The organism is Amycolatopsis sp. NPDC041971 (assembly GCF_055588925.1).
Genome location: NZ_JBVJCE010000012.1, coordinates 129646 through 143868 on the forward strand (window position 1 = coordinate 129646; position 14223 = coordinate 143868).

The following is a 14223-nucleotide window of genomic DNA, read 5'->3' on the forward strand; positions in this document are numbered from 1 at the left end:
ACAACTCCCCCCCCTCTTCCTCCTTTTTTTTTTGTGGCGGTGTGCGGTTTTTGCGCCCCCCCCCCCCCCCCCCCCCCCAACCAACTGGACCGGCCGCTCACCGGAGCTCCCCGGTTCAGTACCGCCACCGCTGCGCCTCGGTGATGTCCTCCGGAGTCGCGACGCCTTCAGCCCGTGCCGGTGGCTGAGCGCGCGAATCGTTTCCTTCGTCAGGACGGCGAGGTCGGCCGCGCGATCCCGGCGTTGTCCACGAAGGTCAGCGCCACGAGTTCGACACCCCGTGCCCGAAGTTCCCCGGTGAGGGCGATCGCGCGGGCGTTCAGTGCTTCCCGGTTCACCATGGTTCCTCATCCTGGCCCCATCCCGAGCCCCTTGCCACGCCCGGATCCGGTCATAGGGTGAGGCCGCACTCGTCGACCACGAGAAGGGACGCGCTCATGCCGGGAACCCCGATCCTGCCGTTCGTCGCCCGGACGACGCTGGTGGACCACCACTGCCACGGCGTCGTCACCGGTGATCTCGGCCGGATCGAGTTCGAACAGCTGCTCACCGAGGCCGACACAGTCTCGTCACTGGGCACGACCTTGTTCGACTCGCTGATCGGGCTCGCGGTCCGAGCGCGCTGCGCGCCCGTGCTCGACCTGTCGCCGCACGTCCCGGCCGAGGTCTACCTGGCCCGCCGCGCCGAACTGGGTGCCACCGAGGTCAACGCGCGGTTCCTGCGCGCCACCGGAACGACCGAATTCCTGCTCGACAGCGGTTTCCTGCCGGATACGCTGACCACGACCGAGCAGTTCGCGGCCCTGGCAGGCGCTCGCGCACGGGACATCATCCGGCTCGAACAGGTCGCCGAAGTGGTGATCGGATCCACCACCGCGGCCGGATTCGCTTCGGCCTTCGCCGGGGAACTGGCGAAACGCGCCACGACGGCGGTCGGGTTCAAGTCCATCGCCGCCTACCGGGTCGGCCTCGACCTGGCGGGGGGACGGCCGACGGACGCCGAAGTCACCGAAGCGGCGGGTCGCTGGCTCGCGCGGATCGAGTCGGGTGAACCGGTCCGGCTCGCGGACGAGGTGCTGCACCGGTTCCTGATCTGGACCGGCCTCGACCTGGCCTTGCCGATCCAGTTCCACGTGGGCTTCGGCGATTCCGACGTCGACCTGCACCGCTGCGATCCGCTGCTGCTCACCGGGCTGTTGCGGGCCACCCGGTCACGCGGGGTGCCGATCATGCTGCTGCACAACTATCCCTTCCACCGGAACGCCGCGTATCTGGCGCAGGTCTTCGAGCACGTGTTCATCGACGTGGGACTCGCGACGCACAACGCCGGTCATCGTGCGCCCGCGATCATCGCGGAGACAATGGAGACAGTGCCGTTCGGGAAGCTGCTGTTCTCCACGGACGCGTTCGGGCTGGCCGAGCTGTACCACCTCGGCACCGCGCTGTTCCGGCAGGGACTGTCGGACTTCCTGTACGCGGGGCTCACCGCGGACGTACTGTCCGAAGTGGACGCGCATCGGATAGCGGCGCTGGTGGGGCACCGCAACGCGGAACGGGTGTACGGGCTGGAGGGGATATGACGGAACTGGACGAACTGCAGGACCGCTGGGAGGCCGCGGTGGAGGCGGAGCTGCCCTCCGCGATCGAACTGCGGCACCGGGTGCACGCCGATCCCCGCGCGTCGGGGGACGAAGAGGACACCGCGCGGGCCGTCGTCGAGGCGCTGGGCGCCGACGAAGGGGTCCGGGTCGCCAAGACCGGGCGCGCGGTGCTGTTCCCCGGCACCGGGCCGGGGCCGGCCGTGGCCCTGCGCACCGAACTGGACGCGTTGCCGGTCTCCGAGCGCACCGGGGTCCCGTGGGCTTCGGAGACGCCGCTGATGCACGCGTGCGGGCACGACGTGCACATGGCCGCGCTCGTCGCCACCTGCCGCGCGGCGGCCGTCGTCGGGGTGCCGCGGCCGTTGCTCGCGCTCCTGCAACCGCGTGAGGAGACGTCGCCGTCCGGTGCGCTGGACATCGTGGAATCCGGTGTGCTCCCCGAGTACGGCGTCGAGGCCGTCATCGGCGCGCACGTCCAGCCCCGGCTCGCGGCGGGTGTGGTGTCGGCGGTGCCCGGACCGGTCAACGCCTCCACCGACGAGTTCGAGGTCGTCGTCCGCGGCCAGGGCGGGCACGCCGGCTACCCCCACCTGCTGCGGGACCCGATCCTCGCGCTCAGCCAGCTGGTGGTGAGCCTGCAACAGCTCGCGAGCCGCCGGGTCGACCCCGTGTTCGGTGCCGTCTGCTCGGTCGGCCGGATCGAAGCCGGGACGACCGCGAATGTCGTACCGAACGAGGCCCGCCTGTCGGGTTCGCTGCGGCTGATGCGCGCCGACGACCGCGAACTAGCGCTGGAGGGGCTCGCCGAGATCGTCCACGGCACCGCGAAGGCGCACGGCTGCCGGGCGGAACTCGAGATCAATCCGTGCGAACCCGTGCTGCACAACGACGCCGGGCTCACCCAGCGCGCACGTCGGCGGCTCGTCCGGGCCGGGGCGGGCGTGGACACCGATTTCCGGTCGTTCGGCGCCGACGACTTCGCGCACTACTGCGGCACGACGCGCGGGCTGATGATGTTCGTCGGCCTCGGCGACACCGCGGGCGCGCCGAGTCTGCACGACGAAGTGTTCCTGCCGCCCGACGCCGCCATCGGGCACGTCGCGTCCGCGCTGATCGCGGGCTATTTGGCCGCCGTCGAGGGCTGACGCCCCCAAGAAGCCGAAGAAGCGCTACGGTGGCCGACGTGAATACCGCCTCGGCAGCGTTCCTCGCGACCATCCCCAGTCCCGACCAGGGCGTCTGGCATATCGGGCCGGTCCCGATCCGCGCCTACGCGCTCTGCATCATCGCCGGCATCATCGTGGCGATCTGGCTGGGTGAGCGGCGCTGGGTGAACCGCGGCGGCACGAAGGGCACCGTCATCGACGTCGCCGTCTTCGCGGTGCCGTTCGGCCTGGTCGGCGGGCGGTTGTACCACGTCGTCACCGATCACCAGCTGTACTTCGGCGAGGGCAAGAACCCGATCAACGCGCTGAAGATCTGGGACGGCGGTCTCGGGATCTGGGGCGCCATCGCGCTCGGTGCCGTCGGCGCGCTGATCGCCTGCCGCCGCAAGGGCATCCCGCTGCCCGCGATGGCCGACGCGCTCGCGCCCGGGATCGTGATCGCGCAGGCGATCGGGCGGGTCGGCAACTACTTCAACCAGGAGCTCTACGGCGCGCACACCGATCTGCCGTGGGGACTGGAGATCTACCAGCGCTACAACCCGACCAACCCGGACGACTTCCTGAACGGCATCGCGCTCGGGCACGTCCCGCTGCCGGACAGCCCGGTGCACCCGACGTTCCTCTACGAACTGATCTGGAACCTCGGTGTCGCGCTGCTGGTCATCTGGGCGGACAAGAAGTTCCGCCTCGGCCACGGCCGCGTGTTCGCGCTGTACGTCGCCGGGTACACCGCGGGCCGGTTCTGGATCGAGATGATGCGGACCGACACCGCGAACCACATCCTCGGCCTGCGGGTCAACGTGTGGACTTCGATCCTGCTGTTCGCCGCGGCGATCGCGTACTTCGTCCTGGCGGCCAAGCGGGGGCCGAGGGAAGCGCCGGAAACACTGTGGAGCAACGACGTGCCGCGGGAGGACGACGCTTCGCCTTCTTCGGAGCCTTCTTCCGGGCCTTCCGAAGAGCACGCTGACGTGGCCGCGGCTCCGGACACCGTCCGTGACTCCGCCGCCGACAAGGCGACCGAGGACCCGAAGCCCGAGGCGGAGAAGTAGCGCTTCGTTTCCAGTCCGTGAAGGCCTCCTTGGCTGCATTTCAACTAAGAGTGTGTCTTACGTGGTGATTTGTCGCTGATGAGCGACGATGTTGGCTGTGGTTGATCAGTTGTCGTTGCGGTTGTCCGGATGAGTTGTGGGTTCTGTCGGAGCCGTTGATCCCGGTGTTCGAGCCGCGTCCGCAGGCGGTGGCACTGCTCCGGTGGACGCTCGCGCGGTGTTCACGGCGATCGTGTAAGTGCTGAGCAGCGGGTGTGCGTGGAGGAATCTGCCGCCGTCGTTCGGGGTGCCGTTCCAGACCGCGCACCGCCTGCGCACTCGTACACCCCGTGATAGGGGAAACGATTATGCCCACCTGTTCGATCGGGGTCTTATCAGTGGTATCGGGTGACGTACAGGAGCTTGAATCCTTTCTTGCAATTCAGGATCGATGGCCAGTCGAGCCGGAACGGAAAATCCTACGCTCCTGAGGTGGGAGCAATCTTCGCAGCTTGCGCCACCTGACACCGCTATACACGAACGCGAAAATGGCCATGAACTTCCCAGAAAAACTACCTAAAATACTCCAGATCGAATTTTCGCCCCGGCTCAGGTCGAAAAAGAAGTCTAATCCGAGTATTGGCATCAAGGGCACGAGAATGATCGTCGCTATGCGTGCTACTACGTATTGGTCCTTTGTCGACCACTTCTTCCCCATAAGGCGAGTCTACTGGTACGGCAGCTGGCAGTGTGTGATCTGACGGTGTGTGGTGATCATGAGGACGGTCACAGCGTGACCGACTTCAAGCGGATGGGGCTCCCTAGCTGACGCCGCTGGACGCCTTGCCGCGCCCCTTGGCCTTGGGGGTGGCGTTGCCCCGGTTCTCCGGACCCTCGCCTGTGGAGTGTCAGGCGGGTTGTTGTAGTTCGTGGAGTCTTTCATACTCGACTGGATTGAGGTAGCCAAGCTTGGCATGGCGGCGTTGCCGGTTGTGGAAGATCTCGAGGTATTGGAAGATCTCGTTGGCCAGCTCGGTTCGGGTTTTCCATTTACCTCGGTCGAGAAGTTCGGTTTGCCTATTCGACCAGAACGACTCCATCATCGCGTTGTCGTAGCCGTCACCGACAGTCCCGAGCGAGGGCATCAGGCCGGCCACCTTGACTCGGTTGGTGAAGGTCCAGGACGTGAACTGCACGCCGTGGTCGGAATGAAAAACGGTGCCAGGGTTGGGATTCCGGTTGCTGATCGCCATCTCCAGGGCATTGACGACGAGGTTGGTGTTCTGATTGCTGTCGATGGACCAGCCCACGATTTTGCGGCTGAACGCGTCCAGTACGGCGCAACAATAGAGTTTGCCTTCTCGGGTGGGATGCTCGGTGATGTCGCACACCCAAAGCAGGCTGGGTTGAGTACGCAGGAAGTTCCGGTTGACCAGGTCCTCGCCGCGGAACTCGATTTTCGGGTTCTTGCGGGTCTGCCGCCGAGGAATCCCGGCCAGCCCGGCCGCCTGCATGAGTTTGGCGACCGTCTTGCGGCTGATCATGAGATGCTCAGGCCGAGGCGTAGCTCGGCGTGCACCCGTGGTGCGCCGTATGGTCCGCGGGAGCGGGCATGGATCTCGGCGATCACCCCGGTCAGCCACTCCCGACGCAAAGCCGCCGGCGACGTCGGCCTCGATCGCCACTCACAGAACCCGGAATGACTCACCTCCAGCAGCCGGCAGGCCAGCTTCACCGGCAGTCCCCGCTCCGCGAGCCGGGCGACTACCGGGAACGCCCTTTTGGGTCGCCCTTCAGCTCCTCGTAGATCTTCGAGGCCTCGCGCAGGACCTCCAGTTCGGTCTCCAGCTGCCGGATCCGCCGCTTCGCGGCCGCCAGGTCCGCGTGCTCAGCGCTGCTCGAACCGGGACATTCTCCGTGGTCGACACGATCCTGCTTGACCCAGTTGTGCAGGCAGGACTCGCTGATCTCGAGCTCACGCGCGGTCTCCCGGACCGACTTGCCAGCCCGGACCAGAGCGACCGCCCGAGCCCGGAACTCAGCGGGATAAGCCTTCGGCACGATCGACAGCCTCCCAGACGACAAGCCATTAACTCCACAAACCCGAGTCCGTCATCTAGGGGCAACGCCACGGTGCCCGGACAACCGGGGGAAGCTCAGGGGCGATGGTGGCCTTCTTGCGGGCGGCGCCGCGTCGTCGCTTGGCTGCGGTGGCGGTCAGTCGCTTGCGTGGAGCATTCAGTTCACCCCCTCGGTCTCGTCGGGTTCGGGCATGGTGATGCCGAGCAGTTCCGCGGTGGCGTAGCCGTCGAGGTACTTGTCGCCGATGACGACGAGTTTCAACGGGTGCGTGCCTGGAGAGGCACGCACCCGCCACAACGTTTCCCACATCCTGTAGCCCTGACCTGCGGAAATGTTGGCTACGGTTTTACTGCCTCAGTTGAAACTTGACTTTCCCTACTTTCAAGGTAGGCAAGGAGGCCTTCACGGACCTGCCATCAAGCTCAGGGGGAGACCAGGCCCCCGTCACCAAAGGCAGGTCCAGCGCCGTCAGCAGCCCCGGCGGAGCCGCCACCACCGCCGGGATCGCGTTCACCAGCCGCATCGCGGTCGCCTTCAGCCCGGCCGTGTTGTGGTCGCCGTCGGTTCCGACCAGGCGCAGGTCCAGCACTTAGTTCGGCTCCCCGGTCACCTCGACGCGGCAACAGCCCTGCCCGGTCGGCCGCGGCCAGTCCGGGCCGAGGTCGCCGCGCAGGCGCGTGAATGTGCTCCAGCACGCGCGCCGCCCGCCCGCCGCGTCTTCCGTGCCCTCTTTGACAGCACACCGGGCTGCAACAACAGCGGCAGGTCGTCCATCTCACGGCCGAAGCCCATGATGTCGAACAGAACCTTGCCGTTGTCATAGGTGGAGTAGTCGAGGATCTCCAGGCAGCGCACCTCGTCGATCCGTTCGCACACCCCGGTGAGCACCAGCGGCAGCCAGTCATCGGCGAAACCGGGGTCGACACCGTTGACCCACAGCGAAGCACCGCCTTCACGGGCGGCCTCGCGGATGGGCTCGATCATCTCCGGCGGGACGACACCGGCTTGAGCGCGATGAGCGCGTCCGCGTCGGTCGTCGCGGAGACCCCGAGCGGGCGGCCGAGCCCGGCCGACGTTCCCGGTACTCCATTGGACCACGCGCACGGCGTTCGCCTCCTACAGATCGGGCAACCCCAGTTCGAGGTTCGGGGCCTGCAATCCACCGTCGACTTCGATGATCTTGCCGGTGACGTACCGGCCCGCCCGCGACACCAGGAACACGACGGTGGCCGCGATGTCCTCGGCCTCGCCGATCCGGCGCAGGGGAGTGGCGGCCTCCATCCGGCCGCGCAGTTCGTCGTTGCCCACCGCCACTTCGAGCGCGGAGGTCGCCACCGAACCGACCGAGATCCCGTTCACCCGCACCTTCGGCGCGAGGTCGGCCGCCGCGACCCGGGTGTAGTGCGCCAACGCCGCCTTCGCCGTCCCGTACGCGGCGAAGCCCCGGCCGGCCACGCGGCCCATGACCGACGAGATGGTGACGACCGATCCGCCCGACTCCAGTAAGGACGGTGCCGCCGCGACGGTCAGCGCGTGCGCGGTGGAGACGGTGAAGCGAAAGGCTTCTTCGAGGAAGTCGGCGGTGGTTTCCAGCAGTGGCCGGGGATAGGTGCCGCCGACGTTGTTGACCACGAGGTCCAGCCGTCCGAACTCCGCCGTCGCGATCCGGGCCAGCTCGCCAGCGGCGGCCGGGTCGCTCAGGTCGGCCGGCACCACATGGGCGCGTCTGCCGGTGGCGGCCGGTGACCACGGCGACCTGGTCGGTGAGCCGGAAACGGTCCAGGATGATGCGCAGAACTGTAACACGTTCTAGTTCGCCGTCTCCAGGATGCGAAAGCCACCCGGAGTGACTAGGGTCGCCTCACCGCGTCTCGTGACATCCCGGAACGGGACATATACTTAGCGGAACGAACTACTGTGACCTCATCAGGAACTGTGTCGTTCCGGGCGGCCATATCGTTACCCGTCGCCGGGTTTTCGTGCCCGCCGAATTGGTGCCGACGTGTTTCACAGGTGTTAAAGTCGCGCTAACGAACGGGCCATCGTCGTCCCGTGCGCATCCCCCCGGCCGGCCCCGTCCGGCCGCTGAGCACAGACGACGAAGGAGGTCCCTTCATGATCTTCTCCGCCATTCCAGGCAAACAGGGTCTCTACGATCCCGAATCCGAACAGGACTCCTGCGGTGTGGCCATGGTGGCCGACGTCCGCGGGCGGCGCTCGCACGGCATCGTCACCGACGGCCTGTCCGCGCTGACGAACCTGGACCATCGTGGCGCCGCCGGCGCGGAGCCGACCAGCGGCGACGGTGCGGGCATCCTGTTGCAGCTCCCCGACGAGCTGCTGCGCGCGGAAGTGGACTTCATCCTGCCTGAAGCGGACGCCGCCGGTCAGCAGACCTACGCGACCGGCATCGGGTTCCTGCCCTCGGACGGCGAGGAGCGGAACAAGGCCGTCGCCCTGATCGAGCGGATCGCCGGCGAAGAGGGCCTCGACGTCCTCGGCTGGCGCGAGGTCCCGGTGGACGCCGACCGCGCCGACATCGGCCCGACCGCCCGTTCGGTGATGCCGCATTTCACGATGCTGTTCGTCGCGGCCCACGAGACCGACGGCCGACGTCCCGGCGGACTCGAACTGGACCGTCTGGCCTTCTGTCTCCGCAAGCGCGTCGAGAACGAGAGCGTGACCGCGGGACGGGGCACCTACTTCCCGTCGCTGTCCTCGCGGACCATCGTCTACAAGGGAATGCTGACCCCCGAGCAGCTCCCGCTCTTCTTCGCCGACCTGACCGACACCCGGCTCACCAGCGCCATCGCGCTCGTGCACTCCCGGTTCTCGACCAACACCTTCCCGTCGTGGCCGCTGGCGCATCCGTTCCGGTTCGTCGCGCACAACGGCGAGATCAACACCATCCGGGGCAACCGCAACCGCATGCGCGCCCGTGAGGCGCTGCTCGAATCGGACCTCATCCCCGGCGACCTGACCAGGCTGTACCCGATCTGCTCGCCTGACGCGTCGGACTCCGCCTCCTTCGACGAGGTGCTGGAACTGCTGCACCTCGGCGGGCGGTCGCTGCCGCACGCGGTGCTGATGATGATCCCCGAGGCGTGGGAGAACCACACCGGGATGGACGCACAGCGTCGTGCCTTCTACCGGTTCCACGCCAGCCTCATGGAGCCATGGGACGGCCCGGCCTGCGTCACCTTCACCGACGGCACCCTCGTCGGCGCGGTGCTGGACCGCAACGGCCTGCGTCCCGCCCGCTGGTGGCGCACCGCCGACGACCGTGTCGTATTGGCGAGTGAGGCCGGGGTGCTCGACGTGGCCCCCGAGGACGTCGTGGCCAAGGGGCGCCTCAAGCCCGGCCGCATGTTCCTGGTGGACACCGAGGCCGGCCGGATCGTCGACGACGAAGAGGTCAAGTCGGAGCTGGCGAAGCAACTCCCGTACGAGGGTTGGCTGCACGCCGGTCTGCTGCAGATCGCCGACCTGCCCGATCGCGACCACATCGTGCAGAGCCACGATTCCGTGCTGCGGCGCCAGCTTTCCTTCGGCTACACCGAAGAAGAGCTGAAGATCCTCCTCGCGCCGATGGCGGTCAAGGCGGCCGAGCCGATCGGTTCGATGGGTTCCGACACCCCGCCCGCCGTGCTGTCGCAGCGTTCGCGGCTGCTCTACGACTACTTCAAGCAGAACTTCGCGCAGGTCACCAACCCGCCACTGGACGCGATCCGCGAAGAACTCGTCACCTCGATGAGCCGGATCATGGGTCCCGAGCGAAATCTGCTCGCCCCCGGTCCGGCCTCCTGCCGCCACGTGCAGCTGCCGTATCCGGTGATCGACAACGACGAACTCGCCAAGCTGATCCACATCAACGACGACGGCGACCTCCCAGGCTTCGCGTGCAGTGTCCTTTCCGGACTGTACGAAGTGGACGGTGGTGCCGACGCGCTGGCGGCCGCGATCGAGCGGGTCCGGCGCGAGGCCTCCGAAGCGATCGCGGCGGGCGCGCGCACGCTCGTGCTGTCCGACCGCGACTCCGACCACCGCATGGCGCCGATCCCGTCGCTGCTGCTGGTGTCGGCGGTGCACCACCATCTGGTGCGCACCAAGGAAAGGCTCCGCGTCGCGCTGGTCGTCGAGACCGGTGACGCCCGCGAGGTCCACCACATCGCGCTTCTGCTCGGATACGGCGCCGCGGCGGTGAACCCGTACCTGGCCTTCGAGACCATCGAGGACATGATCTCGACCGGCGGCATCACCGGGATCGAGCCCGCCAAGGCGATCCGCAACTACGTCAAGGCACTCGTGAAGGGTGTCCTGAAGATCATGTCCAAGATGGGCATCTCGACCGTCGGCGCGTACACCGCGGCGCAGGTCTTCGAATCCTTCGGCCTCGCACAGGATCTCCTCGACGAGTACTTCACCGGGACGTCGTCGAAGCTCGGTGGTGTCGGCCTGGGCGTGCTCGCCGAAGAGGTCGCCGTCCGCCATCGCCGCGCGTACCCGGACAACCCGACCGACAGGGTCCATCGTGGACTCGAGACCGGCGGCGAGTACGCGTACCGCCGCGAGGGCGAACTGCACCTGTTCACCCCGGAGACCGTCTTCCTGTTGCAGCACGCGACGAAGACCGGCCGGGAAGAGGTGTACAAGAAGTACTCCGACGAGGTGCACCGTCTCTACCGCGAGGGTGGCGCGCTGCGCGGGTTGTTCTCCTTCCGCGCGGGTACACGCGAACCCGTCCCGCTGGACGAGGTCGAGCCCGTCGAGGCGATCTTCAAGCGCTTCAACACCGGCGCGATGTCCTACGGCTCGATCTCCGCCGAGGCGCACGAAACGCTGGCCATCGCGATGAACCGCATCGGCGGCCGCTCCAACACCGGTGAGGGCGGGGAAGATCCCGAGCGGCTTTACGATCCGGAGCGGCGCAGCGCGATCAAGCAGGTCGCGAGCGGCCGGTTCGGCGTGACGAGCGAGTACCTGGTCAACGCCGACGACATCCAGATCAAGATGGCGCAGGGCGCGAAGCCGGGCGAGGGCGGGCAGTTGCCGCCGAACAAGGTGTACCCGTGGATCGCGCGCACGCGGCACTCGACGCCCGGCGTCGGGCTGATCTCGCCGCCGCCGCACCACGACATCTACTCGATCGAGGATCTCGCCCAGCTGATCCACGATCTCAAGAACGCCAACGAGAACGCCCGCATCCACGTGAAGCTGGTGTCCTCGCTCGGCGTCGGCACGGTGGCGGCGGGTGTGTCGAAGGCGCACGCCGACGTCGTGCTGATCTCCGGCCACGACGGCGGCACCGGCGCCTCCCCGATGAACTCGCTCAAGCACGCGGGGACACCATGGGAGATCGGGCTCGCCGAGACGCAGCAGACGTTGCTGCTCAACGGTTTGCGCGACCGGATCACCGTGCAGGTCGACGGTGCGATGAAGACCGGCAAGGACGTCGTCATCGCCGCGCTGCTCGGCGCGGAGGAGTACGGCTTCGCGACGGCGCCGCTGATCGTCGAAGGCTGCGTCATGATGCGTGTCTGCCACCTCGACACCTGCCCGGTCGGCGTCGCGACCCAGAGCCCGGAGCTGCGCAAGCGGTACACCGGCCAGGCCGACCACGTCGTCAACTACTTCCGGTTCGTCGCCGAAGAGGTCCGGGAAACGTTGGCGGAGCTGGGGTTCCGCACCCTCGACGAGGCGATCGGGCACGCCGAGATGCTGAACACCGACGACGCGGTCGAGCACTGGAAGGCCTCCGGTCTCGACCTCGCGCCGATCTTCGAGATGCCCGCCGAAACCCCGTACGGCGGGGCGAAGCGGCGCACGCGGACGCAGGACCACGGCCTGGAGCACGCCCTCGACCGGACGCTGATCCAGCTCGCCGAGGCGGCGCTGGAGGACGCGCATCCGGTGCGGCTCGAACTGCCGGTGCGGAACGTGAACCGGACCGTCGGCACGCTGCTCGGTTCCGAGATCACCCGCCGCTACGGCGGTGAAGGCCTGCCCGCGGACACGATCCACGTGATGCTGACCGGTTCCGCCGGACAGTCGCTCGGGGCGTTCCTGCCACGCGGCATCACGCTCGATATGGTCGGCGACGCGAACGACTATGTCGGCAAGGGGCTTTCCGGCGGGCGGATCATCGTGCGCCCGCATCCGGACGCGAAGTTCGCCGCGGAAGGCCAGACCATCGCCGGGAACACCCTCGCTTACGGCGCCACCGGCGGCGAGATGTTCCTGCGCGGCCAGGTCGGCGAACGGTTCTGCGTGCGCAACTCCGGCGCGGTCGTCGTCGCCGAGGGGGTCGGCGACCACGCCTTCGAGTACATGACCGGTGGCCAGGCCGTGGTGCTCGGCCCGACCGGGCGCAACCTCGCGGCGGGTATGTCCGGCGGCGAGGCCTACGTGCTCGACCTCGACCGGGGCAAGGTCAACGAGGAGATGGTCAACCTCCTGACCCCGTCGTCGGAGGACCTCGCCCGGCTCAAGAAGACCGTGCAGAAGCACTACGACCTCACACGTTCGGCCGTGGCCGCGTCGCTGCTCGGCGACTGGCCACGTCGCTCGGCCGCGTTCACCAAGGTGATGCCCCGCGACTACCAGCGTGTCCTTGACGCGGCGAAGGCGGCGCGTGCCGCGGGCCGCGACGTCGACGAAGCGATCATGGAGGCCGCTCGTGGCTGATCCGACGGGTTTCCTGAAGTACGACCGTGAAGAGCCGAAGAAGAAGTCCAAAGAGGACCGTCTCGTCACCTGGGGCGAGGTGTACGCCGACGTGGAACCCGGTGAGCGCAACGAAAAGGTGCGCGAGCAGGCCACGCGGTGCATGGACTGTGGCATCCCGTTCTGTCATTCCAGTGGTTCCGGCTGCCCGCTGGGCAACCTGATCCCGGAGTGGAACGACCTGGTACGTCGCGGCGACTGGGCCGCGGCGAGCGACCGGCTGCACGCGACCAACAACTTCCCCGAGTTCACCGGGAAGCTGTGCCCCGCGCCGTGTGAGGCGGGCTGTGTCCTGTCGGTCTCGCCGCTGTCCGGCGGCCCGGTGGCGATCAAGCGCGTCGAGCAGACGATCGCCGACCAGTCCTGGGAAGCGGGCTACGTGCAACCGCAGATCTCGGAGGTCTCGTCGGGGCAGCGGGTCGCGGTCGTCGGCTCCGGCCCGGCCGGGCTCGCCGCCGCGCAGCAGCTGACCCGCGCCGGCCACGAGGTGACCGTCTACGAACGGGACGACCGGCTGGGCGGCCTGCTGCGGTACGGCATCCCCGAGTTCAAAATGGAGAAGAAGGTCCTCGACCGGCGGCTCGCGCAACTCCGCAAGGAGGGTACGAAGTTCGTCACCGGCTGCGAGGTCGGCGTCGATCTGACCGTCGAGGAACTCCGCGCGGGCTACGACGCCGTCGTGCTCGCCGTGGGCGCGCTGCGCGGCCGTGACGACACCACGACGCCCGGTCGTGAGCTGACCGGCATCCACCTGGCGATGGAACATCTGGTCCCCGCCAACAAGTACGTCGAGGGTGACGGCCCGTCGGCGGTGGACGCGGCAGGCAAGCACGTCGTGATCATCGGCGGCGGTGACACCGGGGCCGACTCGTACGGCACCGCGACCCGTCAGGGCGCGCTTTCGGTGACACAGCTGGACCAGTACCCGACGCCACCGTCCACAAGGGACGACGAGCGTTCGCCATGGCCGACCTGGCCGTACATCCTGCGCACCTACCCCGCGCACGAAGAAGCGGGCGAGCGCAAGTTCGCCGTCGCGGTCACCCGGTTCGTCGGCGACGACGAGGGCAACGTGCGCGCGGTCGAGATCCGGCAGGTCCGCGTGGTCAAGGACCCCGAGACCGGCAAGCGGATGGTGACCCCGGTCAACGACGAGGTCGAGGAACTGCCCGCCGACCTCGTGCTGCTCGCGATCGGCTTCGAGGGTGTCGAGCACATGCCGCTGCTCGACGGGCTCGGCCTGTCGCTGACGCGGCGCGGCACGCTCTCGTGTGGCGCGGACTGGCAGACCTCCTCACCCGGCGTGTTCGTCTGTGGCGACGCGCATCGTGGCGCGTCGCTGGTGGTGTGGGCCATCGCCGAGGGACGCTCGGTGGCGAGCGCGGTGGACGCCTATCTCACCGGCGCTTCGGATCTGCCCGCTCCGGTGCACCCGACGGCGCTGCCACTCGCGGTGGTCTGACACCCGGGCCGACGAGGCGGCGGCGTCGGCGACGTGGGGGGGGGGGGGGGGGGGGGGGGGGGGGGGGGGGTGGTGGGGGGGGGGGTGGGGGGGGGGGGGGGGGGGGGGGGGGGGGGAGGGGGAGGGGAGCAAAAGAGGGGGGGGGGGGGGGGGGAGGG

General features: G+C 68.1%; 10 protein-coding genes and 2 pseudogenes. 6 read left to right on the forward strand and 6 right to left on the reverse strand.

Going from position 1 to position 14223, the window contains the following annotated elements:
- Nucleotides 1-209 precede the first annotated feature (209 nt).
- Nucleotides 210-341: a hypothetical protein gene (locus ACZ6DT_RS23595; protein WP_465598881.1), complete on the reverse strand. Its 132-nt coding sequence runs from the start codon at nucleotides 339-341 to the stop codon at nucleotides 210-212.
- A 96-nt stretch (nucleotides 342-437) separates the two neighbouring features.
- Here ACZ6DT_RS23595 and ACZ6DT_RS23600 point away from each other — a divergent pair, with 96 nt between their 5' ends.
- The 4 genes and pseudogenes from ACZ6DT_RS23600 to ACZ6DT_RS23615 all read left to right on the forward strand — a co-directional run.
- Entirely contained in the window at nucleotides 438-1580 is a 1143-nt protein-coding gene (locus tag ACZ6DT_RS23600) for an amidohydrolase family protein (protein WP_465598883.1), read from the forward strand.
- On the forward strand, nucleotides 1577-2746 hold the full coding sequence (locus ACZ6DT_RS23605; RefSeq protein WP_465598885.1) for a M20 metallopeptidase family protein: 1170 nt from the start codon (nucleotides 1577-1579) through the stop codon (nucleotides 2744-2746). Before ACZ6DT_RS23600 ends, ACZ6DT_RS23605 begins: the two co-directional genes overlap by 4 nt.
- Before the next feature lie 29 nt (nucleotides 2747-2775).
- Nucleotides 2776-3819, forward strand: coding sequence for a prolipoprotein diacylglyceryl transferase (lgt, locus tag ACZ6DT_RS23610; protein ID WP_465598887.1), 1044 nt, complete (start codon nucleotides 2776-2778; stop codon nucleotides 3817-3819).
- A 97-nt stretch (nucleotides 3820-3916) separates the two neighbouring features.
- A pseudogene (locus tag ACZ6DT_RS23615) lies at nucleotides 3917-4129 on the forward strand (transposase); the annotation flags it as partial.
- Between the two features lie 577 nt (nucleotides 4130-4706).
- Here the strand turns inward: ACZ6DT_RS23615 and ACZ6DT_RS23620 are convergent.
- From ACZ6DT_RS23620 to ACZ6DT_RS23640, 5 genes and pseudogenes are all read right to left on the reverse strand, one after another.
- Nucleotides 4707-5859, reverse strand: a pseudogene (locus ACZ6DT_RS23620) (IS3 family transposase).
- Between the two features lie 177 nt (nucleotides 5860-6036).
- On the reverse strand, nucleotides 6037-6168 hold the full coding sequence (locus tag ACZ6DT_RS23625) for a hypothetical protein (protein WP_465598889.1): 132 nt from the start codon (nucleotides 6166-6168) through the stop codon (nucleotides 6037-6039).
- Nucleotides 6169-6226: 58 nt separating this feature from the next.
- Nucleotides 6227-6469 carry a hypothetical protein gene (locus ACZ6DT_RS23630; RefSeq protein WP_465598891.1) on the reverse strand — a complete coding sequence of 81 codons (243 nt, stop codon included), beginning with the start codon at nucleotides 6467-6469 and terminating at the stop codon, nucleotides 6227-6229.
- A gap of 17 nt (nucleotides 6470-6486) precedes the next feature.
- Nucleotides 6487-6864, reverse strand: a complete 378-nt coding sequence (locus ACZ6DT_RS23635; RefSeq protein WP_465598893.1) for a hypothetical protein — start codon at nucleotides 6862-6864, stop codon at nucleotides 6487-6489.
- 132 nt (nucleotides 6865-6996) lie between these two features.
- Nucleotides 6997-7596: an SDR family oxidoreductase gene (locus ACZ6DT_RS23640; protein ID WP_465598895.1), complete on the reverse strand. Its 600-nt coding sequence runs from the start codon at nucleotides 7594-7596 to the stop codon at nucleotides 6997-6999.
- A 399-nt stretch (nucleotides 7597-7995) separates the two neighbouring features.
- Between ACZ6DT_RS23640 and gltB the strand changes: the two genes are divergently transcribed.
- On the forward strand, nucleotides 7996-12564 hold the full coding sequence (gltB, locus tag ACZ6DT_RS23645; protein ID WP_465598897.1) for a glutamate synthase large subunit: 4569 nt from the start codon (nucleotides 7996-7998) through the stop codon (nucleotides 12562-12564).
- The gene (locus ACZ6DT_RS23650; RefSeq protein WP_465598899.1) at nucleotides 12557-14065 is read left to right on the forward strand and encodes a glutamate synthase subunit beta; all 1509 of its coding nucleotides are present in this window, start codon (nucleotides 12557-12559) and stop codon (nucleotides 14063-14065) included. The genes gltB and ACZ6DT_RS23650 overlap by 8 nt, the downstream gene beginning before the upstream one ends.
- Nucleotides 14066-14223 lie beyond the last annotated feature (158 nt).